18 protein-coding genes are annotated in these 18,253 nt (G+C 34.8%); 13 read left to right on the forward strand and 5 right to left on the reverse strand.

Features of this window, described 5'->3' with window-relative positions:
* Positions 1–3: 3 nt before the first annotated feature.
* From H3S74_RS11800 to citG, 9 genes are all read left to right on the forward strand, one after another.
* Positions 4–276, forward strand: a complete 273-nt coding sequence (locus H3S74_RS11800; RefSeq protein WP_110448423.1) for an STAS domain-containing protein — start codon at positions 4–6, stop codon at positions 274–276.
* A gap of 83 nt (positions 277–359) precedes the next feature.
* Entirely contained in the window at positions 360–617 is a 258-nt protein-coding gene (locus H3S74_RS11805) for a BolA family protein (RefSeq protein ID WP_065613967.1), read from the forward strand.
* A 95-nt stretch (positions 618–712) separates the two neighbouring features.
* Positions 713–2,740: an oligopeptidase A gene (prlC, locus tag H3S74_RS11810; RefSeq protein WP_198247950.1), complete on the forward strand. Its 2,028-nt coding sequence runs from the start codon at positions 713–715 to the stop codon at positions 2,738–2,740.
* Positions 2,727–3,464: a class I SAM-dependent methyltransferase gene (locus tag H3S74_RS11815; protein WP_198201240.1), complete on the forward strand. Its 738-nt coding sequence runs from the start codon at positions 2,727–2,729 to the stop codon at positions 3,462–3,464. The genes prlC and H3S74_RS11815 overlap by 14 nt, the downstream gene beginning before the upstream one ends.
* A 15-nt stretch (positions 3,465–3,479) precedes the next feature.
* The gene (gene rsuA / locus H3S74_RS11820) at positions 3,480–4,169 is read left to right on the forward strand and encodes a 16S rRNA pseudouridine(516) synthase RsuA (RefSeq protein WP_110448426.1); all 690 of its coding nucleotides are present in this window, start codon (positions 3,480–3,482) and stop codon (positions 4,167–4,169) included.
* 67 nt (positions 4,170–4,236) lie between these two features.
* Positions 4,237–5,484, forward strand: a complete 1,248-nt coding sequence (locus tag H3S74_RS11825) for a Bcr/CflA family multidrug efflux MFS transporter (RefSeq protein WP_198247951.1) — start codon at positions 4,237–4,239, stop codon at positions 5,482–5,484.
* Positions 5,481–6,011, forward strand: a complete 531-nt coding sequence (locus tag H3S74_RS11830) for a gamma carbonic anhydrase family protein (protein ID WP_198247952.1) — start codon at positions 5,481–5,483, stop codon at positions 6,009–6,011. Before H3S74_RS11825 ends, H3S74_RS11830 begins: the two co-directional genes overlap by 4 nt.
* Before the next feature lie 91 nt (positions 6,012–6,102).
* The gene (locus H3S74_RS12735; protein ID WP_198247953.1) at positions 6,103–9,078 is read left to right on the forward strand and encodes a DNA translocase FtsK 4TM domain-containing protein; all 2,976 of its coding nucleotides are present in this window, start codon (positions 6,103–6,105) and stop codon (positions 9,076–9,078) included.
* 26 nt (positions 9,079–9,104) lie between these two features.
* On the forward strand, positions 9,105–10,004 hold the full coding sequence (gene citG, locus H3S74_RS11840) for a triphosphoribosyl-dephospho-CoA synthase CitG (RefSeq protein WP_198222226.1): 900 nt from the start codon (positions 9,105–9,107) through the stop codon (positions 10,002–10,004).
* Positions 10,005–10,042: 38 nt separating this feature from the next.
* Here citG and H3S74_RS12590 read toward each other — a convergent pair whose 3' ends face one another.
* Positions 10,043–10,177 carry a hypothetical protein gene (locus H3S74_RS12590; protein WP_255518885.1) on the reverse strand — a complete coding sequence of 45 codons (135 nt, stop codon included), beginning with the start codon at positions 10,175–10,177 and terminating at the stop codon, positions 10,043–10,045.
* A 656-nt stretch (positions 10,178–10,833) separates the two neighbouring features.
* Here H3S74_RS12590 and H3S74_RS11845 point away from each other — a divergent pair.
* Together H3S74_RS11845 and H3S74_RS11850 are read left to right on the forward strand one after the other, a co-directional pair.
* Positions 10,834–12,693 (forward strand): beta-glucoside-specific PTS transporter subunit IIABC, encoded by a 1,860-nt coding sequence (locus tag H3S74_RS11845; protein ID WP_198247954.1) that lies wholly within the window; start codon positions 10,834–10,836, stop codon positions 12,691–12,693.
* A gap of 10 nt (positions 12,694–12,703) precedes the next feature.
* Entirely contained in the window at positions 12,704–14,104 is a 1,401-nt protein-coding gene (locus H3S74_RS11850; RefSeq protein ID WP_198201252.1) for a glycoside hydrolase family 1 protein, read from the forward strand.
* Positions 14,105–14,163: 59 nt separating this feature from the next.
* On the opposite strand, the gene H3S74_RS11855 is transcribed toward H3S74_RS11850, so the two are convergent.
* Together H3S74_RS11855 and H3S74_RS11860 are read right to left on the reverse strand one after the other, a co-directional pair.
* A complete protein-coding gene (locus H3S74_RS11855; RefSeq protein ID WP_198201254.1) occupies positions 14,164–15,303 on the reverse strand; it encodes an AAA family ATPase in 1,140 nt (379 codons plus the stop codon).
* On the reverse strand, positions 15,300–16,163 hold the full coding sequence (locus H3S74_RS11860; RefSeq protein ID WP_198247955.1) for an RNA ligase family protein: 864 nt from the start codon (positions 16,161–16,163) through the stop codon (positions 15,300–15,302). The genes H3S74_RS11855 and H3S74_RS11860 overlap by 4 nt, the downstream gene beginning before the upstream one ends.
* 302 nt (positions 16,164–16,465) lie before the next feature.
* Between H3S74_RS11860 and H3S74_RS11865 the strand changes: the two genes are divergently transcribed.
* Both H3S74_RS11865 and H3S74_RS12740 read left to right on the forward strand, forming a co-directional pair.
* A complete protein-coding gene (locus tag H3S74_RS11865) occupies positions 16,466–16,714 on the forward strand; it encodes a GyrI-like domain-containing protein (RefSeq protein WP_198247956.1) in 249 nt (82 codons plus the stop codon).
* Positions 16,666–16,932, forward strand: coding sequence for a GyrI-like domain-containing protein (locus H3S74_RS12740; RefSeq protein ID WP_198222220.1), 267 nt, complete (start codon positions 16,666–16,668; stop codon positions 16,930–16,932). Before H3S74_RS11865 ends, H3S74_RS12740 begins: the two co-directional genes overlap by 49 nt.
* Positions 16,933–16,938: 6 nt before the next feature.
* Here H3S74_RS12740 and H3S74_RS11875 read toward each other — a convergent pair whose 3' ends face one another.
* Together H3S74_RS11875 and H3S74_RS11880 are read right to left on the reverse strand one after the other, a co-directional pair.
* Positions 16,939–17,760, reverse strand: coding sequence for a transporter substrate-binding domain-containing protein (locus H3S74_RS11875; protein ID WP_198201257.1), 822 nt, complete (start codon positions 17,758–17,760; stop codon positions 16,939–16,941).
* Positions 17,761–17,822: 62 nt separating this feature from the next.
* A complete protein-coding gene (locus tag H3S74_RS11880) occupies positions 17,823–18,248 on the reverse strand; it encodes a GNAT family N-acetyltransferase (protein WP_065613954.1) in 426 nt (141 codons plus the stop codon).
* Positions 18,249–18,253: the final 5 nt, after the last annotated feature.

Below are 18,253 nucleotides of genomic sequence, written 5' to 3' on the forward strand. Positions count from 1 at the left end.
ATCATGTCGCGAATCCAAGCAGAAAAACAACAAAATACACTTAATTTAATCGGTGAGCTTGATGCTCACTCATTAAATGATTTATGGTCAATACAAAATACACTTTTAAATGGTGTAACGGATATTAATGTAACTCAAGTTACCCGAGTTGACTCTTCTGGGCTCGCGACACTGGTCTATTTTTGTAACCAATATAATATCAAATTAACTGGGATCAGCCCCCAGTTACAAACATTAATTGAACTTTATGATTTGCAAACGGTTATTAATCAGTAACTGTTAATGCAAGTTCATAATAAAAAACCCCTTTCCTCAAAATTTTTTTAATAAACAAAAAATAGATAATAAGAGTTTAAATAATGGATAAGCAAGAAATTATAGCTAAATTAAAAAGTTCACTCGACCTCGATGATGTTCATGTAATGACAGATGATGGCAGCCACTTTCAAGTTATTGCAGTTAGTGAAATCTTTGCCGAATTAAGTCGAGTAAAAAAACAACAAGCTATATATGCACCTTTAGCCGAATTTATTAATGATAATCGGATCCATGCATTATCAATCAAAACATATACACCGACTGAATGGCAACGTGAGCGTAAATTAATGGGTTTATAATTAAACCCAATCAGCATTTTGACTTGAATTAAGGTTTTTAGCCACAACATAATGTTTTATTAAGAACCATAATCATTCGCATAAGGTATCGCAGTATGACTAACCCACTATTAAGCAATTCATCATTACCCCAATTTTCAAAAATTAAACCTGAGCATGTTCTGCCTGCTATTCAAGAGACATTAAACAACTGTCGTAAAACAATCGAATCAGTATTGGAACAAAATAGTGAATACACTTGGGATAACCTAATACAACCCATTGATGAAATGGATGAAAAATTTAGCCGAGCGTGGTCACCAGTTAGTCATCTTAATTCAGTGAAAAATAGTCCTGAATTACGTGAAGCTTATGAAGCTTGTTTACCATTACTCTCGGAATACAGCACTTGGGTTGGACAACATAAACCATTATATCAAGCTTACAAACAACTTAAAGATAGCAAGCATTATGAAAATTTAAGTAAGGCACAGAAAAAAGTGATCGACAATGCCTTACGTGATTTTGAATTATCTGGAATCGGTTTATCAGATGATAAACAAAAACGTTATGGTGAAATTGTTGCTAAACTTTCAGAATTATCATCGCAATATAGTAACAATGTATTAGATGCAACAATGGGATGGTCCAAACTAATTATTAATGTTGATGACTTGTCTGGATTACCTGAAAGTGCCTTAGCAGCAGCAAAAGAACAGGCAAAAGCTAAAAATCAAGAAGGTTGGTTACTGACTTTAGATATGCCAAGTTATTTACCGATTATGACTTACTGTGATAATCGAGACTTACGCTTTGAACTTTATCAAGCATATAATACTCGCGCATCCGATCAAGGGCCTAATGCAGGTAAATGGGATAATACCGATATTATTAAACAAATTTTATCACTCCGTGATGAACTCGCTAAATTACTCGGTTTTGAAACTTATGCTGACAAATCATTAGCAACCAAAATGGCTGAAACAACCTCGCAAGTTACTGTCTTTTTAACTGATTTAGCCAGCAAGGCCAAACCGCAAGGTGAAAAAGAGTTAGCCGATTTAAAAAGATATGCTTATGAGTTCTTTGGAGCTAGTGATATTAAACCTTGGGATATCGCTTATTACAGCGAAAAACAAAAACAACATCTATATACTATCAATGATGAAGAGCTTCGTCCCTATTTCCCTGAACAACGTGTCGTTAGTGGATTATTTGAAGTCGTGCGTCGTATTTTCGGTATTACCGCTAAACAACGCCATGACGTAGAAGTTTGGGCGCCAGAGGTAAAATTTTATGATCTTTATGCTGCCAATGGAGAATTAAAAGGTAGTTTTTATCTCGACTTATATGCTCGTGAGCATAAACGTGGTGGAGCTTGGATGGATGATTGTATTGGCCAAATGCGTTTTGCCGATGGTCACTTGCAAAAACCTGTAGCTTATTTAACCTGTAACTTTAATCGCCCAATTGGAGATAAACCAGCATTATTCACCCACAATGAAGTCACCACGTTATTCCATGAATTTGGTCATGGATTACATCATATGTTGACTGAAATTGAAGTGTCGTCTGTAGCAGGTATTAATGGAGTTCCATGGGATGCCGTTGAATTACCAAGTCAATTTTTAGAGAATTGGTGCTGGCAACCTGAGGCTTTAGAATTTATCTCCGGTCATTATCAAACTGGAGAACCTTTACCTAAAGAGATGTTAGATAAAATGCTAGATGCCAAAAACTTCCAAGCAGCATTATTTATTTTACGTCAATTAGAATTTGGTTTATTTGATTTTAAATTACATAGTAACAAAACACCGGATATTTTAGAGACATTAAAACAGGTCAGACAACAAGTTGCAGTGGTACCTACTGTTGATTGGGGACGCTTCCCACATGCGTTTAGCCATATTTTTTCCGGTGGTTATGCGGCAGGTTATTATAGTTATCTTTGGGCGGAAGTTTTATCAGCAGATGCATTTTCTCGTTTTGAAGAAGAAGGGATTTTTAATGAATCAACCGGTAATGCATTTCTTGATCATATTTTGTCTCAGGGTGGCAGTGATGAACCTATGACATTGTTTAAAAATTTCCGTGGTCGTGAGCCACAACTTGAGGCATTACTTCGTCACTATGGAATCCACTAATATCAATACTGCTCAGCTAAAACAATTAGCTGAGCAGTGGTTATCTGATCATATCAAACTTCCATTTGTTTTAGTTAGTCAAGCTCATCAACTTGAGTTACAAAAAACCGATGAGCCAAAATTAGGGGCAGTCGCAGTTAATTTTGTGTCAGGCACAATGGCACATCGCCGTCAATTTGGTGGTGGTCGTGGTGAGGCAATCGCTAAAGCCGTTGGCGTTAAAGGTAATTACTTACCAACCGTTATAGATGCCACTGCTGGATTAGGACGAGATGCCTTCGTATTAGCTTCTATTGGCTGTCAAGTTACAATGTTTGAGCGTCATCCTGTGGTCGCCGCCTTACTCGCTGATGGCCTTGATCGTGCTTATCAAGATCCGACTATTGGTCAATTATTACAAAAACAGTTACGTTTAATTTATAATTCAAGCTTACATGGACTCAGCTTATATCAAGATAAACCTGATGTTGTGTACCTTGATCCGATGTTTCCACATCGACAAAAAAGTGCATTAGTCAAAAAAGAGATGCGTATTTTTCAACAATTAGTCGGTAGTGATCTTGATGCCGAAAGTTTGCTCGAACCGGCAAGGAGATTAGCCAAAAAACGAGTTGTTGTCAAACGGCCTGATTATGCACCATTTTTAGCCAATCAAAAACCAACGGCTGAAATTAAAACTAAAAATCATCGTTTTGATATTTACACACCATTAGATTGTATATAGGAACAGTATTTAAATATGCGACTGGATAAATTTCTTGCTCACCATTTAGGTGTGAGTCGAACAATAGTCAGTAAAGAACTTAAAGCCCAAAAAGTTACCGTTAATGGTGATATTGTCAAATCAGGTGCTTATCATATCTCACCAGATCAAATTGTAGAATATGATGGTTTCGAAATCGTACCTATTACCGAAAATCGCTACTTTATGCTCAATAAACCACAAGGTTATGTCTGCTCTACTGATGATCCAGATCATCCAACTATCCTCTATTTTATTGATGAACCTATGGCAGAAAAACTGCATTCAGCAGGCAGACTGGATCTTGATACCACTGGTTTGGTTTTATTAACCGATGATGGTAAGTGGTCACATCGTATAACATCACCTAAACATCATTGTGAAAAAGTCTATCAAGTGACAGTTGAACAACCACTTACCGCTAATCTTATTGATATATTTAAACAAGGCATTCAGTTAAAAAGTGAAAAAACTCTAACCGAACCAGCGAAATTGATTATCATTGACGATTATCATGCAGAACTCACTATAAGCGAAGGGCGATATCACCAAGTAAAACGAATGTTTGCAGCGGTAAATAACCATGTCACCCAATTACATCGCAAACAGATCGGCAATATTGTTCTTGATATACCTGAAGGTGAATATCGGCCACTTACTCAGGACGAGATCAATTCGTTTAATTAGTATTTTTGATTAGATTGAATAAATAATGATTTTTTTTGCTAAATTTTAGTTCCAAAGGAATGACGACGTGCAAACACAAGATCCACAAATAGAAATCAAAGTTTCTAAACAAGCACTCATTTTTATTCTTGGTTTAATATCAATGTTAATGCCATTATCCATTGATATGTATTTACCAAGTATGCCAACTATTGCCGAAAAATTTAATGTTGCTGACTCCACTGTACAATTAACGATAAGTTGTTATTTATTAGGATTTTCACTAGGCCAACTTTTATTTGGGCCCCTAACCGATAGCTATGGACGACGAAAAGTTTTAACTTTTGGGCTAATTATCTTCATCATTGCTGCATTATGTTGTGGTCTAGCTGCTAATATAAATCAATTAATTACTGCCCGCTTTTTTCATGGCATAGCGGCATCGGCAACTACAATTGTCATTAATGCATTAATGAAAGATATTTATCGTGATCGTGATGAGTTTTCAAAAATGATGTCTTTTGTCATGCTCATCTCCAATATTGCCCCACTACTTGCACCAATTATTGGCGGTTTTATTCTATTTTGGTTTGACTGGCAAGCGAACTTCTATGTTCTTAGTTTAATGGCTATTATCTGCCTTGGTTTGGTAACAATCAATATTCCTGAAACCTTGACTAAATCGAAACGTGATAAATTTAGCATCATTAGAATTTTAAGTAATTTCATTGCGTTATTTAGACATAGGCAAGTATTTACTTATATGATGATTGGCGCATTTTCTGGAGCAGGACTATTCTCGTTTCTCAGTCTGGGGCCATTTGTTTATATTAATTTACATGGTGTTGCTTCAATCAATTTTGGTTATTACTTTGCTATAAATATTTTAGTTATGATATTTATGAACACCCTAAATAGCCGTCTAGTACGACGAGTTGGCTCGATAAAAATGATACAATTGGGATTATTAATTCAGTTTGTAATGACAATTGGTATGGCAATTACCAGTATATTTAATTTAGGATTTTTCTTTTTAGTTATCTTCATTTCCGGTTATATCGGTTGTATTTCAACCATAGGAGGGAATTGCATGGCGGTAATTCTTGATTGTTATTCTCATATCGCCGGTACCGCCTCCTCTCTTGCCGGCACGATTCGCTTTGCTGTTGCCGGCGCCATTGGTGTTTTACTTTCTACACTCGTTTCAATGCATACCACAACCTCAGTTACTAATAGCTTAACTGAATCGTTAATGGTTGGTTCAATGGTGATCTGTAACTTCTTAGCCGTCGGTTTATTTTTGAGTGTTAGAAATATAACAAGGAAAAAAATATGATTTATCAACTAGGTAACTTGAAACCACAAATTAATCCAACTTGCTTTATTGCCAAATCTGCCGATATTATTGGTGATGTGGTTTTAAATGAAAATGTATCTATCTGGTTTAATGCAGTTTTACGTGGTGATATCGCCAAGATACATGTTGGTAAAAATAGTAATGTCCAAGATAACACTACTATTCATATTGAAACTGATGTCCCATGTATTATTGGTGAAAACGTGACAATTGGCCATAACGTCATTTTACATAGCTGCACGGTCGAAGATAATGTATTAATTGGTATGGGTAGCACAATTTTAAATAATGCTAAAATTGCCAAAAATTGCTTAGTAGGCGCTAACTCGCTGGTTACTCACAGCTTACCATATGAAGAAGGTTGCCTAATTATGGGATCTCCAGCTAAAATTATTCGTAAATTGACTGAGAAAGAAATTCTAGCCAACATTACAAATGCTCAACACTATGTATTAAATGCGCAAAGATTTAATCAAACCTTGATCGAATTGAATTCATATCAATAAATTATTTTTTATCTCTCATTCACGCTATAAGTGGGTTTAATTTATGATAAAATAGCTAAAATTTTAATTAAAATAGCTTTTAGGTACGTGTTTGAAAAAATTTAAAATTACTAGAAGACAGATTGTTATTCAATTAATTCTATTAACATTAATAGGATTGTCTATTTGTTTATTTTTATCACTTTTTACTTACAACCCATCGGATCCGGGTTGGTCACGTACGGCTTGGCATAATCCTATTAGCAATTTTGGTGGTTATATTGGTGCATATGCTGCTGATATCGTATTTCAATTTTTTGGACTGATTGCTTATAGTTTACCTATTATTATTATTTTCTTTTGCTTACAGTTAATGGGCTATTTTTATCGTCATAGTAATGAACCAATTAACTATTTCAGTGTTTCATTTCGAATTATTGGTATATTAGCTTTTGTACTTAGTTGTTGTGGTTTTTTTACCTTAAATATTCGTGACCCAGAACAATTCCAAGCCGGTGGTTATCTAGGCTCAATAGTTATTGAAAGTTTGTTACCAGTTATGAGCAGCTTAGTAACCTCTTTAGCTTTACTAGCAACAACCTTAGCTTGTGTTACATTATTGACTGGCTTTTCTTGGCTTTATCTATTTGAAAAAATCGGGGTGTTAGTTATGTTAATACTATCGCCAATAAAATGGTTATTTACGCCAGATAAAGTGACACAATCAGTTGAGCAAAATCAAAATGATGAAGCATCTATAGAAGAAAAAGAACCACAGATTGATTTACATCTTGATATGGATGATAGTAGTCAAGAAAGTATTAAACTAACCAACTTGGCTACAAATAATCCAGAAATAGCCGCTAAAATAGATACGGAAAAAGCCGAATCAACAATAGATCTAGATCCGATTTCATTACAAAATGATGAAAAATTCATAAAAACGGCAGCTCAATTATTACAAACGATCGAAGCTAACAATGCTACTACAGACGAAACTCATGATGTAACTGAAAAGGTAGCCAAAAAAGACCTTGATCCTGATGCAATATTAGCGCGAATGGAAACCATTTTAAAAAATATGAATGAAGGTGGTACAACTAATTCTACTAATTTGGTGGAATCTAATGAGCAAAAGGATAGTCAAGATATCATTCAACCATTCGAAGAAGATAAATACACGATTGCCGATGCGCCAAGTAAACCGTTATTTACTATGGAACATCATGAACCTGAAATAAATATAAATCATCCTACTTTTAATAACGAAAGTGTGATAGAACCAACTGTAATACAACCAGTTGAGGATGAAATATCACTAAGCATTACCCCAGAATATAATCATTATCAAACCAATGATATTCCAGACAACTTTGAGATACCTGAGGATGTTGATATCTCACTTCTTAAACAAGAAAATCCTACTATAGATGATATTTATTTAAATGATGTTGCTATCGAAGAAACAACACAATCACTCACGGCTTTAACTCAAACGGCACCGATTATCGATGAAGATACCGAAGAAGATAATGAAGATGAGGGAGAAAGCTTAATTCATCCGTTATTACAACGTAATGATAAACCATTACCCAAGCCAACTACTCCATTACCGTCGTTGAGTTTATTAACGCCACCACCAACAACACGAATTGAAGTGGATCATGTTGCGTTAAATGCAATGTCACAGCAAATTGAAAAAAGTTTATCTGATTATCGAGTAAAAGCTCGCGTTGTTGATTATTTACCAGGACCAGTGATTACGAGGTTTGAAATTGAACTAGCTCCAGGTATTAAAGCGGCCAGAATATCAACACTGGATCGTGATTTAGCTCGTTCCTTATCTATGCCATCGGTGAGAGTTGTAGAAGTAATACCTGGTAAACCTTATGTCGGTATTGAATTACCTAATCAAAATCGACAAACCGTTTATTTCAGAGAAGTACTAGATAGTCCACAATTCAAAAACGCTCAATCTCCACTTACTGTCGTTTTAGGAAAAGACATTGCTGGACAATCGGTAGTTGCTGATTTAGCAAAAATGCCTCACTTATTAGTCGCAGGGACAACAGGTTCAGGGAAATCGGTTGGTGTTAATGCCATGATATTAAGCATTTTATACAAATCACAACCGGAAGATGTTAGGTTCATCATGATTGATCCTAAAATGTTAGAGCTCTCTATCTATGAAGGAATACCACACCTATTAACTCAAGTCGTCACCGATATGAAAGATGCGGCAAATGCTCTTAACTGGTGTGTGAATGAAATGGAAAAACGCTATCGATTAATGTCAGCGTTAGGGGTGCGTAACATTGCTGGTTTTAATGAGAAAATCAAGCTCGCTGAAGAGATGGGGCGACCAATTCCTGATCCACTTTGGAAACCAACCGATAGTATGGATCTAGAAATGCCAACGCTTGAAAAACTTCCATATATTGTGGTTATGGTTGATGAATTTGCCGATTTAATTATGGCTGTTGGTAAAAAAGTTGAAGAGTTAATTGCTCGACTAGCACAAAAAGCCCGAGCTGCAGGTATTCATTTGGTACTAGCAACTCAAAGACCTTCTGTTGATGTTATTACCGGTTTAATTAAAGCTAACATACCAACCCGTATTGCATTTACAGTTTCAAGTAAGATTGACTCACGAACCATTTTAGATCAAATGGGTGCAGAATCTCTGCTTGGTATGGGGGATATGCTCTATTTAGCACCTAATAGCTCTATTCCTGTTCGTGTTCATGGCGCTTTTGTCCGTGATGAAGAAGTTCATGCCGTCGTACAAGATTGGAAAGCCCGTGGTAAACCTAAATATATTGAAAATGTAACAGTCTCAACTGATGATAGTGAAAGTGGTAGCTTTGATACTATTGATGAAGAACTCGATCCACTATTTGATCAAGTGGTTTCTTTCGTCATTGAAACACGTAGAGCATCAATATCCAGTGTCCAACGTAAATTTAGAATTGGTTATAACCGAGCCGCACGAATTGTGGAACAAATGGAAATGGAAGGCATTATAAGTGCACCTGCCCATAATGGTAATCGAGAAGTACTTGCTCAAGCATCTCATAATGATTATTAAGCTTAATTGTAAAGGCAGCCTATTCCATGAGTAATTATTTATCGCAAGTAATTAGCTTAGAATCGAAATTAATAAGTGAAAATTTTCTGAGCTCACCGACAATATTAGCGGTACAAGCATTAATTAGAGAGATCTGCTTATCACCCAAACCTGGATTGGTAGATATGAACAATAATGGCGCACATCACGATATGAGTTTTCAAACATTCATAACAAGTATTAATGCCATTTCAAATTGGTTTGAACGCTTTTATAATTATGGAAAACATAATGCCAACGTTGCAGCACCTGATTTTTTAGCAAATATTCGACCAATTGGCCTTGAATGTGAAACAGCAATGTTTAGTGCAACTAAACAGATTAATACGCATAAAGGTGGAATATTTGCCTTTGGTCTATTACTAAGTGCCATAGGTAAATTAGAGCAACTTAAATTACAGACAACTATTCCGATGATCTGTAATGAGGTAGCTAACATTTGCCACGGTATGGTTAATAACGAATTATCACAAAATAACCGCAGCCACTCAGTAGGAGAACGGCTTTTTAAACAACATAATCTTACTGGTGCAAGAGGCGAGGCTGAATCAGGATATACAACCGCACGTGAGATATCATTACCAATTTATCAAAAAATGTTGAATAGTGGCTATGATGAAGAATCAGCCCTATTACAAGCAATGCTATACTTATTAGCTTACAATCAAGACACAAACCTAGTTTCTAGAGGAGGACTAGCCGGATTAGAATTCGTGCAAAATGAAGCAAGATATTTAATCCAGCAAGGTGGCGTTTTGCATCCAAATGGACTAGAAATGATTGCTAAGTTAGATGACGAACTGATAAAACGCCACCTAAGTCCTGGTGGCTCAGCGGATCTTATCGCAGTTACATGGTTTTTATCTCATTATGCAGCTCAAAATTAACTCATTTAACTTATAAATGTTCTAATAAAAATTGATGGTTAAGCGGTAACCAATAAATTATTGATAAAAGCACCGTAACGATTGTCACGCCAGCTAAAGTAAAATAAACGGCCGTTATTAAGCATCATTTCAGGTTCATTCACTAACCCAAAATTAATAATGTAGTCATTCATTGTGTAAATATCCTAAGATAATCTAAATTAAAGCACTTCATACTTCAGTCTATCTCACACTTTATTTAATTACTAACTACGACGAGAACATTTTAATAACAGAAAAAATAAAAAATTAAATAATTATAACTAGAGTACTCATTATTGGATCGATAAAAGTATTGTAGTTGATAGCTATATTTCTGATCGAATTAAGCTAGGAAACAAAAGGTGATAATTAAAAAACAACCAACATAATCTTAATAATGATTAAAAAAGTAAGCGCTAACCAATATATAAGTAATAATTATCAATAAATTTATTACTATAAAATAAAGTTTTTAATAAAGAATAGTAGATATTGCGCATACACAGAAAAAGAAAAAAGTTATTAAAATTTTTCTTAGCTTATTTGATTTATGCACATTTTTATACCAACAATTATCCTATTTACCACAATTTTCATTAAATTATTTGGCAATAGTTAAGACAAACTTGTCTAAACTTATAAACTATGCTAGCTTGCAACCACTTCATAAAATGATAAAAATTAAATTTAATAGAAAAAAGCTAATATTATCAATAATATTTATTTTTTAATTAATATTAACGCAATGATTTTTAGTGTGTTTAGTTTTTTTCAACGTATAACCATTCTTTAAGTAATGGAGAAAATAATGGACTATCCCCAAATAGCCCAACAAATTTTACAATTGGTGGGCGGTAAAGAAAATATTATTAATTTTACCCACTGCTTTACTCGATTACGCTTCCAATTACACGATAACCAAACCGCTAATCGTGAAAAATTATTACAAACAGAAGGTGTAATTTCTGTTGTTGAAGGGAGTGGACAATATCAAGTGGTTTTAGGTAATAAAGTCACTAAAGTTTATGAGCAATTAGTCTCATTCGTCGGTGATGTAAAACGAAATAATCAAACAGAACCTAAACTATCTTTAGCTGTAAAAATACTTAATGCTTTTGCCGCTATTTTCACACCAATTATTCCGGCTATCGCAGCATCAGGAATGCTAAAAGGAATTCTAGCTATTGCCGTTATGATTGGTAACTATTACTATCAGACTGATATTAAAAGCTATAACACCTATACTATTTTGCATGCGGCATCAGATGCAGTTTTCTATTTTATGCCAATTATATTAGGTTACACTGCGGCTAGAGTCTTCAAAGCTCATGAATTTATTTCCATGATTATTGGTGCGACTTTATGTTATCCATCAATCGTCAATTTAATGACCAGTAACACCGAGGTAACGCTGTTTGCAATCGAACTCACCAAAGCTAGTTACACATCAAGTGTTATACCTATTATATTAGCGGTGTTCATTTTAAGTTATGTACAAAGATTTCTAGATTATATTATTCCAGAAGTGTTAAAAATCATCATGGTGCCTACATGTTCATTGCTCGTCATGATTCCAGCTACATTACTTATTTTCGGCCCAATTGGTATCTATATCGGCGAATTTATAAACTGGGTCTATTACTACATTATGGGAGTTAGTCCTATCTTATTAGGTGCATTTATTGGTGGTGTATGGTGTATTTTAGTTATCTTTGGTGCCCACCGCGCTATCGTACCAATCGGCATTAATGATGTAGCCCAAACAGGACATCAAAGTTTACTTGCTTTTGCTGGTGCAGCTAATTTTTCACAAGCCGGCGCTGCTTTAGGTGTATTTTTTAAAACTAAAAATAAGAATCTAAAAACAGTTGCTGCTTCAGCGACAATAACCGCCTTATTCGGTATTTCCGAACCGGCTATTTATGGAGCAAATCTTAGATTGAAAAGACCAATGGTTTGTGCAGTTATATGTGGTGCACTCGCTGGTGGTTTAATGGGCTGGGGAGGTTCTTATGGAACCGCTTTTGCCAATCAAGGCGTACTGACAATCCCGGTTTATGCTGAAGCCGGAACCAAAGCTTTCTTATGTTACTTAATTGGTATAGGTTTCGCTTTTTTTGGCTCATGCATTATGACGATGCTTGTTGGCTTTAACGATATCGCAAATGAAGAAGAGTCAAAGACAATTCAAACCTCATCTAGCCAACCATTAACAAATGATACAACCATTCTATCGCCAGTTGCCGGCGAAGTTATTGCGCTAAATCAAGTTAAAGATGAAGTATTTGCTTCAGGATCGATGGGCAAAGGAATAGCAATTTACCCTAAAGCTGGTGAAATAATTGCCCCAGCAGATTGTACCATTACCGTACTCTACCCGACTTTACATGCAATTGGCCTAAAATTAGATAACGGTATTGAGTTGCTGATTCATATAGGTATTGATACAGTTAACTTACAAGGTAAATATTTCCAGTCTTATGTAGAAACTGGTCAACATATTGCTAAAGGAAACAAAATTGTTTCCTTTAATATCGAAAAAATCGAACAGCAATTTGATTTAACAACTTCGATTATTGTGGTTAATTCAGATCAATATAAACATATAGATTATTGTCAACTAACTCATGTTAGTAATAAAGACAATTTATTATTTATTCAAGTTTAGAGGTTTAGTTATGAAAGCTTTTGCTAAGGATTTTTGGTGGGGAGCATCATCTTCTGCATTTCAAATTGAAGGTGGGTGGGATGCGGATGGAAAAGGAATGACCGTTGCCGATTACAATTCATTTCAACGCTCTGCAATACAAGCCGATAGTAAAATAGCCAGTGATTTCTATCATCATGTTGAAAGTGACATTGCTTTATTTAAAGAGTTAGGACTAAAAACTTATCGTTTTTCTATATCATGGGCGCGTATTATTCCCGATGGTGATGGTGAAATAAATCAAGCAGGCATTAATTTCTACAACAAAGTCATCAATGAATTAATCAAGAACGATATCATTCCGTTTATTACTCTTTATCATTTTGATTTACCATTCGCCTTAGTTGATAAATATAATGGTTGGCAAGATCGTCGTTGTGTTGATGCATTTAGACGTTATGCGCAAATATGTTATCAAGCATTCGGCGATCGAGTAAAACATTGGCAGATTAATAACGAACAAAATCTGATGATCCGTGTTAACGAAAGAATGAACATGTATAAAGTTGCGGCTCATGAGGTTGAAAAAGTGAGAGCTCAAATGGATTATCATATGTTTGTTGCTCATGCAATGGCAACCAATGACTGTCATGAACTAATTTCAGGTAGTAAAGTTGGGCCAGCGGTATCATCAACCATGACCTACCCTGCAAGTAACAAACCCATGGATGTTTGGGCAGCCAAAATGAATGACAATTTCAAAACCAACTATGCACTTGAAATGTACTGCTTTGGTGACTATCCTGGGTATTATAAAAATTACTTAAATCGTTGTGGTATCTATCCTATTACTCAATCAGAAGATGCGCAAATTTTAAAACAAGCTAAGCCAGATTTTATTGCCGTAAATTATTATCGGACATTAGTGGCTAGTTACCTACCAGAAGATGATAGCCATCCGTTTGGTAGCAAAGAAAAAGATATCGATTTTGATCTTTATGGTTATTTCAAGATCGAGAAAAATCCAAATTTGGTCGCCTCAACTTATGGTGCACAAATTGACCCTATGGGTCTAAGACTGGTATTAAATGAATATTATCGCCAATATCGTTTACCACTGATCATTACAGAAAATGGCTTAGGTACACCAGATATTTTAACTGCTGACAATAAAGTACATGATGATTATCGCATTGATTATATAAAATCGCATATCTTAGCTTGTCATGATGCGATTGAAGATGGTGTTGAGTTATTTGGATATTGTCCATGGTCAGTTATCGATTTACTAAGTTCACATCAAGGTTTCAAAAAACGTTATGGCTTTGTCTATGTCGATCGAGATGATCATGATTTAAAAACGCTTAATCGAATTAAAAAAGATAGTTTTTATTGGTATCAGCAAGTCATCAAAGATAACGGTATTAAATAATAATGCAAAACTAAACATGATGGGCGCTGAAAGGCCCATCATAATTTATTTAAATACCGCTAATTGACTAGATAAGTTACCTTATGTGCCTCTGTCGGTAACGGCACTTGCCATTTAGAAAGCATTTGAGTAATTTTCTTGTTTGGCAAGCTAGTATCTCGACTTGAATTACGTTGATATAATGTTTTTTCTGACTGCTCAAGATAAACAATTTCAACTTCGGCATGATAAGCATAAAGTAAATCCAATGCTTTTTCTCGCATATCTCGTGATAAGTGAGTAGCATTCCAAATAAATGACTGATTCTCTCTTAAGTATTGTTTTACCTTTGCTAATACAAATTGAATCACTAAACCTTCATTTTGACCATGCTTCAATTTAAGTTGATTACGAGCATCATCATATGATGCAACCGGTAACTTTGGATAGTATTTACTTATCCAGCTATTTTTACCTGATGCAGGCAACCCCGACAGTAAGATGACTTTAGGCCCTTTTTGAGGATATAACGCATAATCAGGTAACACATTGCTACCTCGAAAATATTGTATTCGCGTATAATCATCAATAAATTGCCGTGGTTGATATAAACACTCTTCTTCTAAAGCTAATTGTTTGAAGAGTTCAACTTCATCAACCATTCGAGCTTTATCAGCACTAATACGACCCAGTATATCTGCTTTAGCTTGCATACATAACATCCAAACAGGAAGTTGCCATGAAAGCCGATGAATTAACCATTGCGGTGATTTATAGTTATTATCATCACTTAAAGCATAAAATGGTATTTGATGCACTCGGATAATTCGACAAATTTTTTCCCGTAATTCAAAAGGAACGCCATTTCGCCATAATAATATTCGACTACTTATCTCGCCTTTTTGCGAATGTCGTGGTTGTGAAATTCGACCACTTATTTCATCAATAATTGTCGTTTCTGGTTTGGCAATATCATGTAATAAAGCAGTCATAAACAGTACAAACTTATCTTCATCAGAAGATGCTGCAAAATCATCTTGAGCAATTAAAGCCCTTAATACCATTTGAGTATGAATCCAAACATTTCCTTCACCATGATAAATCGGATCTTGTGGTGTAATAGTCAATTTATTCAACTCAGGAATACAGTCTAACCACTGGTCAAAGTTATCTTGGCTGATACTGTAGGCGATCTCTTGTTGTAACTGTGAATAACTCATAAATCACCTCCAAATACTAAGCCATTATTCCAATTTATTGTTAGTTGTGGCGAATAAAGCTCAACATTGTTAGCTAATTGATTAGGAATAAATGGTTGTTGTAAATGATGTTGCCCAGCATCTAATATAGCTTGCACAAAATCCTGCCTAACCCACTTCAAACGACCAGTTGTAGTATTTGCTGATTCGATTTTTAAATATAATCCTTCCATCAAATCAGAGTTATCACACTGTTGCCAAGCTTTGATTAAATCAAGCTTTTCTTGTGTGACAATTTTTTCAAAACAACTTCGCCAGTCAATTGTTTTAGCTAAAGAATTTTTCACGAGTGCTAATAAATCACTTAATTTTTCTGGTGCAATTCCCATAAACAATACAGGAACAGATAAAATAGGACCATCGGCCAATAATTCATGACGCTTTCGAGTCGATAAGAAACAATTATTATGCCTATCCCAAACATCAAATTCACAAAAATAATGTGGTAATGCATCATAAAAAATAGCGTGTTTTTTATGTAGCCACTCACCATACATAATATAGCGATCTTCTAAACGTTCAATTAACCAGCCTTCATGGACCGTTGCCCAATGTTTAAATAGATTAAATTGACGTTCGCGACTCCCTCCTATTAAGTAATGGCCACGTGATTGTAGTAATAGTTCACCACTTTCTGAAAAACTGATTGCACAGTTGGCCCCATCAAGTTTTTCTTCAACCACAATATATTGCCCTGCTAACTGATCGTAAGGTAGCTGTCCATGCTCACTATCGCCAAATTGTAAACGTGAACTTTGCAAATGTGGAGTTCGTGGGTATTTAATTAATTCTAAATTTTGAATATAAGTTTCCATTGTCATTTTGTTTTCTCCGAAAAATTAGGGAAAACCGACAAGGCGAAGATCTATAGATTGAACTGCAACGTAGACGCTTTAGAAAAAGCTAAAAGACAATAAAATAGAAGATACCATGTCGGCATTAAGATAAAGTGTTGAATACAGGCATTTTGTCACCTCACAAAAAATATAAATATTAGATTAAAAAAACGGCGCCATTATCTTTTTCAGCAGATCTATTGTCAAGTGAAATTGGATTTTTTTATATATTTAATCAGTGTTAAGATTCGACAAGATCATTATCATTGATAAATTTTGAGGTTTATATGGATGTCGAAATCGTATTATTTCCGATGACACAGTTAGCCGTTATTGAGCATTATGGCTCGCCTGAATTAGAACATGAATCAGTGAATAAACTCATAAAATGGCGACAAGAAAATCAGCTTTTAGATAATAAATATAGAAACTACGGCATTCATTATACCAATCCAAATCAACGCCGCCGGAACTACATCATGTCGATTTGGGTATCGCTATTGATGAACCTATTACTACTAACATTTATGGAGTAATAAATAAAACGATTCCCCAACTCCGCTGTGCAAAAACCAGAGATATTGGTTCGAGATATCATAATCAAGCTATTATTTATTTACTCAAACAATGGTTACCAAATAGCGGAGAAAAACTGGGAGATTTCCCCCCAATTTTTCATTATGTCAATGTTGGTCCGACCATTAAACTAGAACAGATGATAACGGATGTTTATTTACCGCTGTTAGACCATTGATATTCATTATTTAGGTGAATAATCAGCAGCAAAATAACGCTGACTAATTTGTGCTAGTTCACCACTACTAATAATTTTTTTGATACCTTCATTGATATCTTTGGTTAATTGTTCCCCTCTACTACTTTTACTAATTAAAAGATAACTAAATGGTGAAGCAATACGATCTTCATCTTCCTTACTTAGTTCAATTATTTTTAAATTGAGATGATGTTCACTAATATATTGCGATAACATTACTTTATCAATTAACTGAAAATCATATTGACCGTTTTCAACATGTTGCAAAACAGGTAATAAATCAGCTTCACTATAAACAATTTTGACAGGATTATTAGGGTTTTGCTGATTATAGGTTTCTAAAGCTGTAGCATAGTTTAGTCCAGGTGATACTTCTGTAGATTTTCCATTAAGATCACTAAAACGATTTATATTATTATTATTTTTAGCTACTGCGATTACATATTGATTTTTAAAGATTGGATCGGAATAAAAATACTTCTCCTTACGTTTTTCATTCATTGCATAATTATTAGCACCAACTTGATACCTTTGAGAATCAAGTCCTGCAAGTACCGATGGAAATTCTGTAATTTCAAAATTAATTTCATATTGTGGTTGTTTGGCAAATATGGCTTTAACCACATCGATATCATAGCCAGTCAGCTCTCCTTTATCATTGACTGTCGTAAAAGGACTTGGTGCGCCTGATGTTGCAATAACGATTTTTTCTACTTTAGTACTTTGGGTGTTTTTATTTTGATTATCACATCCAATCAGTGATAAAACAGCCAAGATCAAAAAGCTATACCATTTTTTTAGATTCATAACGCCGATCCTCTGTAGTTAAAATTAGTTAATATTATTAAAATGCTAGTCAATTAGGCTATCTAAATGAATCCCATTTCTTTCATTTGCTGCCGATGATCTGTTTGATATATGGCCATACCAGTTTTCATTAAATCAAAACCTAAGTTCTTATAAAATTCAACCGTTTGAGGATGTGTATAAAGAATAATATTACAATCCTTTACTTGTTCAATAAGCTTATCGACAATTAGCCTACCATATTGCTGACCATGTAAGTGTTTAGCCAAAGCAATGTTATAAATCGCTGCCTGACAAATTCCATCTGATAGTGCTCTACCCACCCCCACCACATGATTATTCTCCAATAAAAAAACTACCGCATAGCTTCTTTTAAAGACTTGTTCTTGAGTTATCGCATCGAACGAACTTAGGCCATAAAATGCCAGTAAATCAGCAACTTCTTGCCAATTAATATCATCACAGTGTTGTTGAATAATAATCCCCATTAGTA

Source organism: Gilliamella sp. W8126 (assembly GCF_016102185.1).
In the GTDB taxonomy this organism is placed as follows: Bacteria; Pseudomonadota; Gammaproteobacteria; order Enterobacterales; family Orbaceae; genus Gilliamella; species Gilliamella apis_A.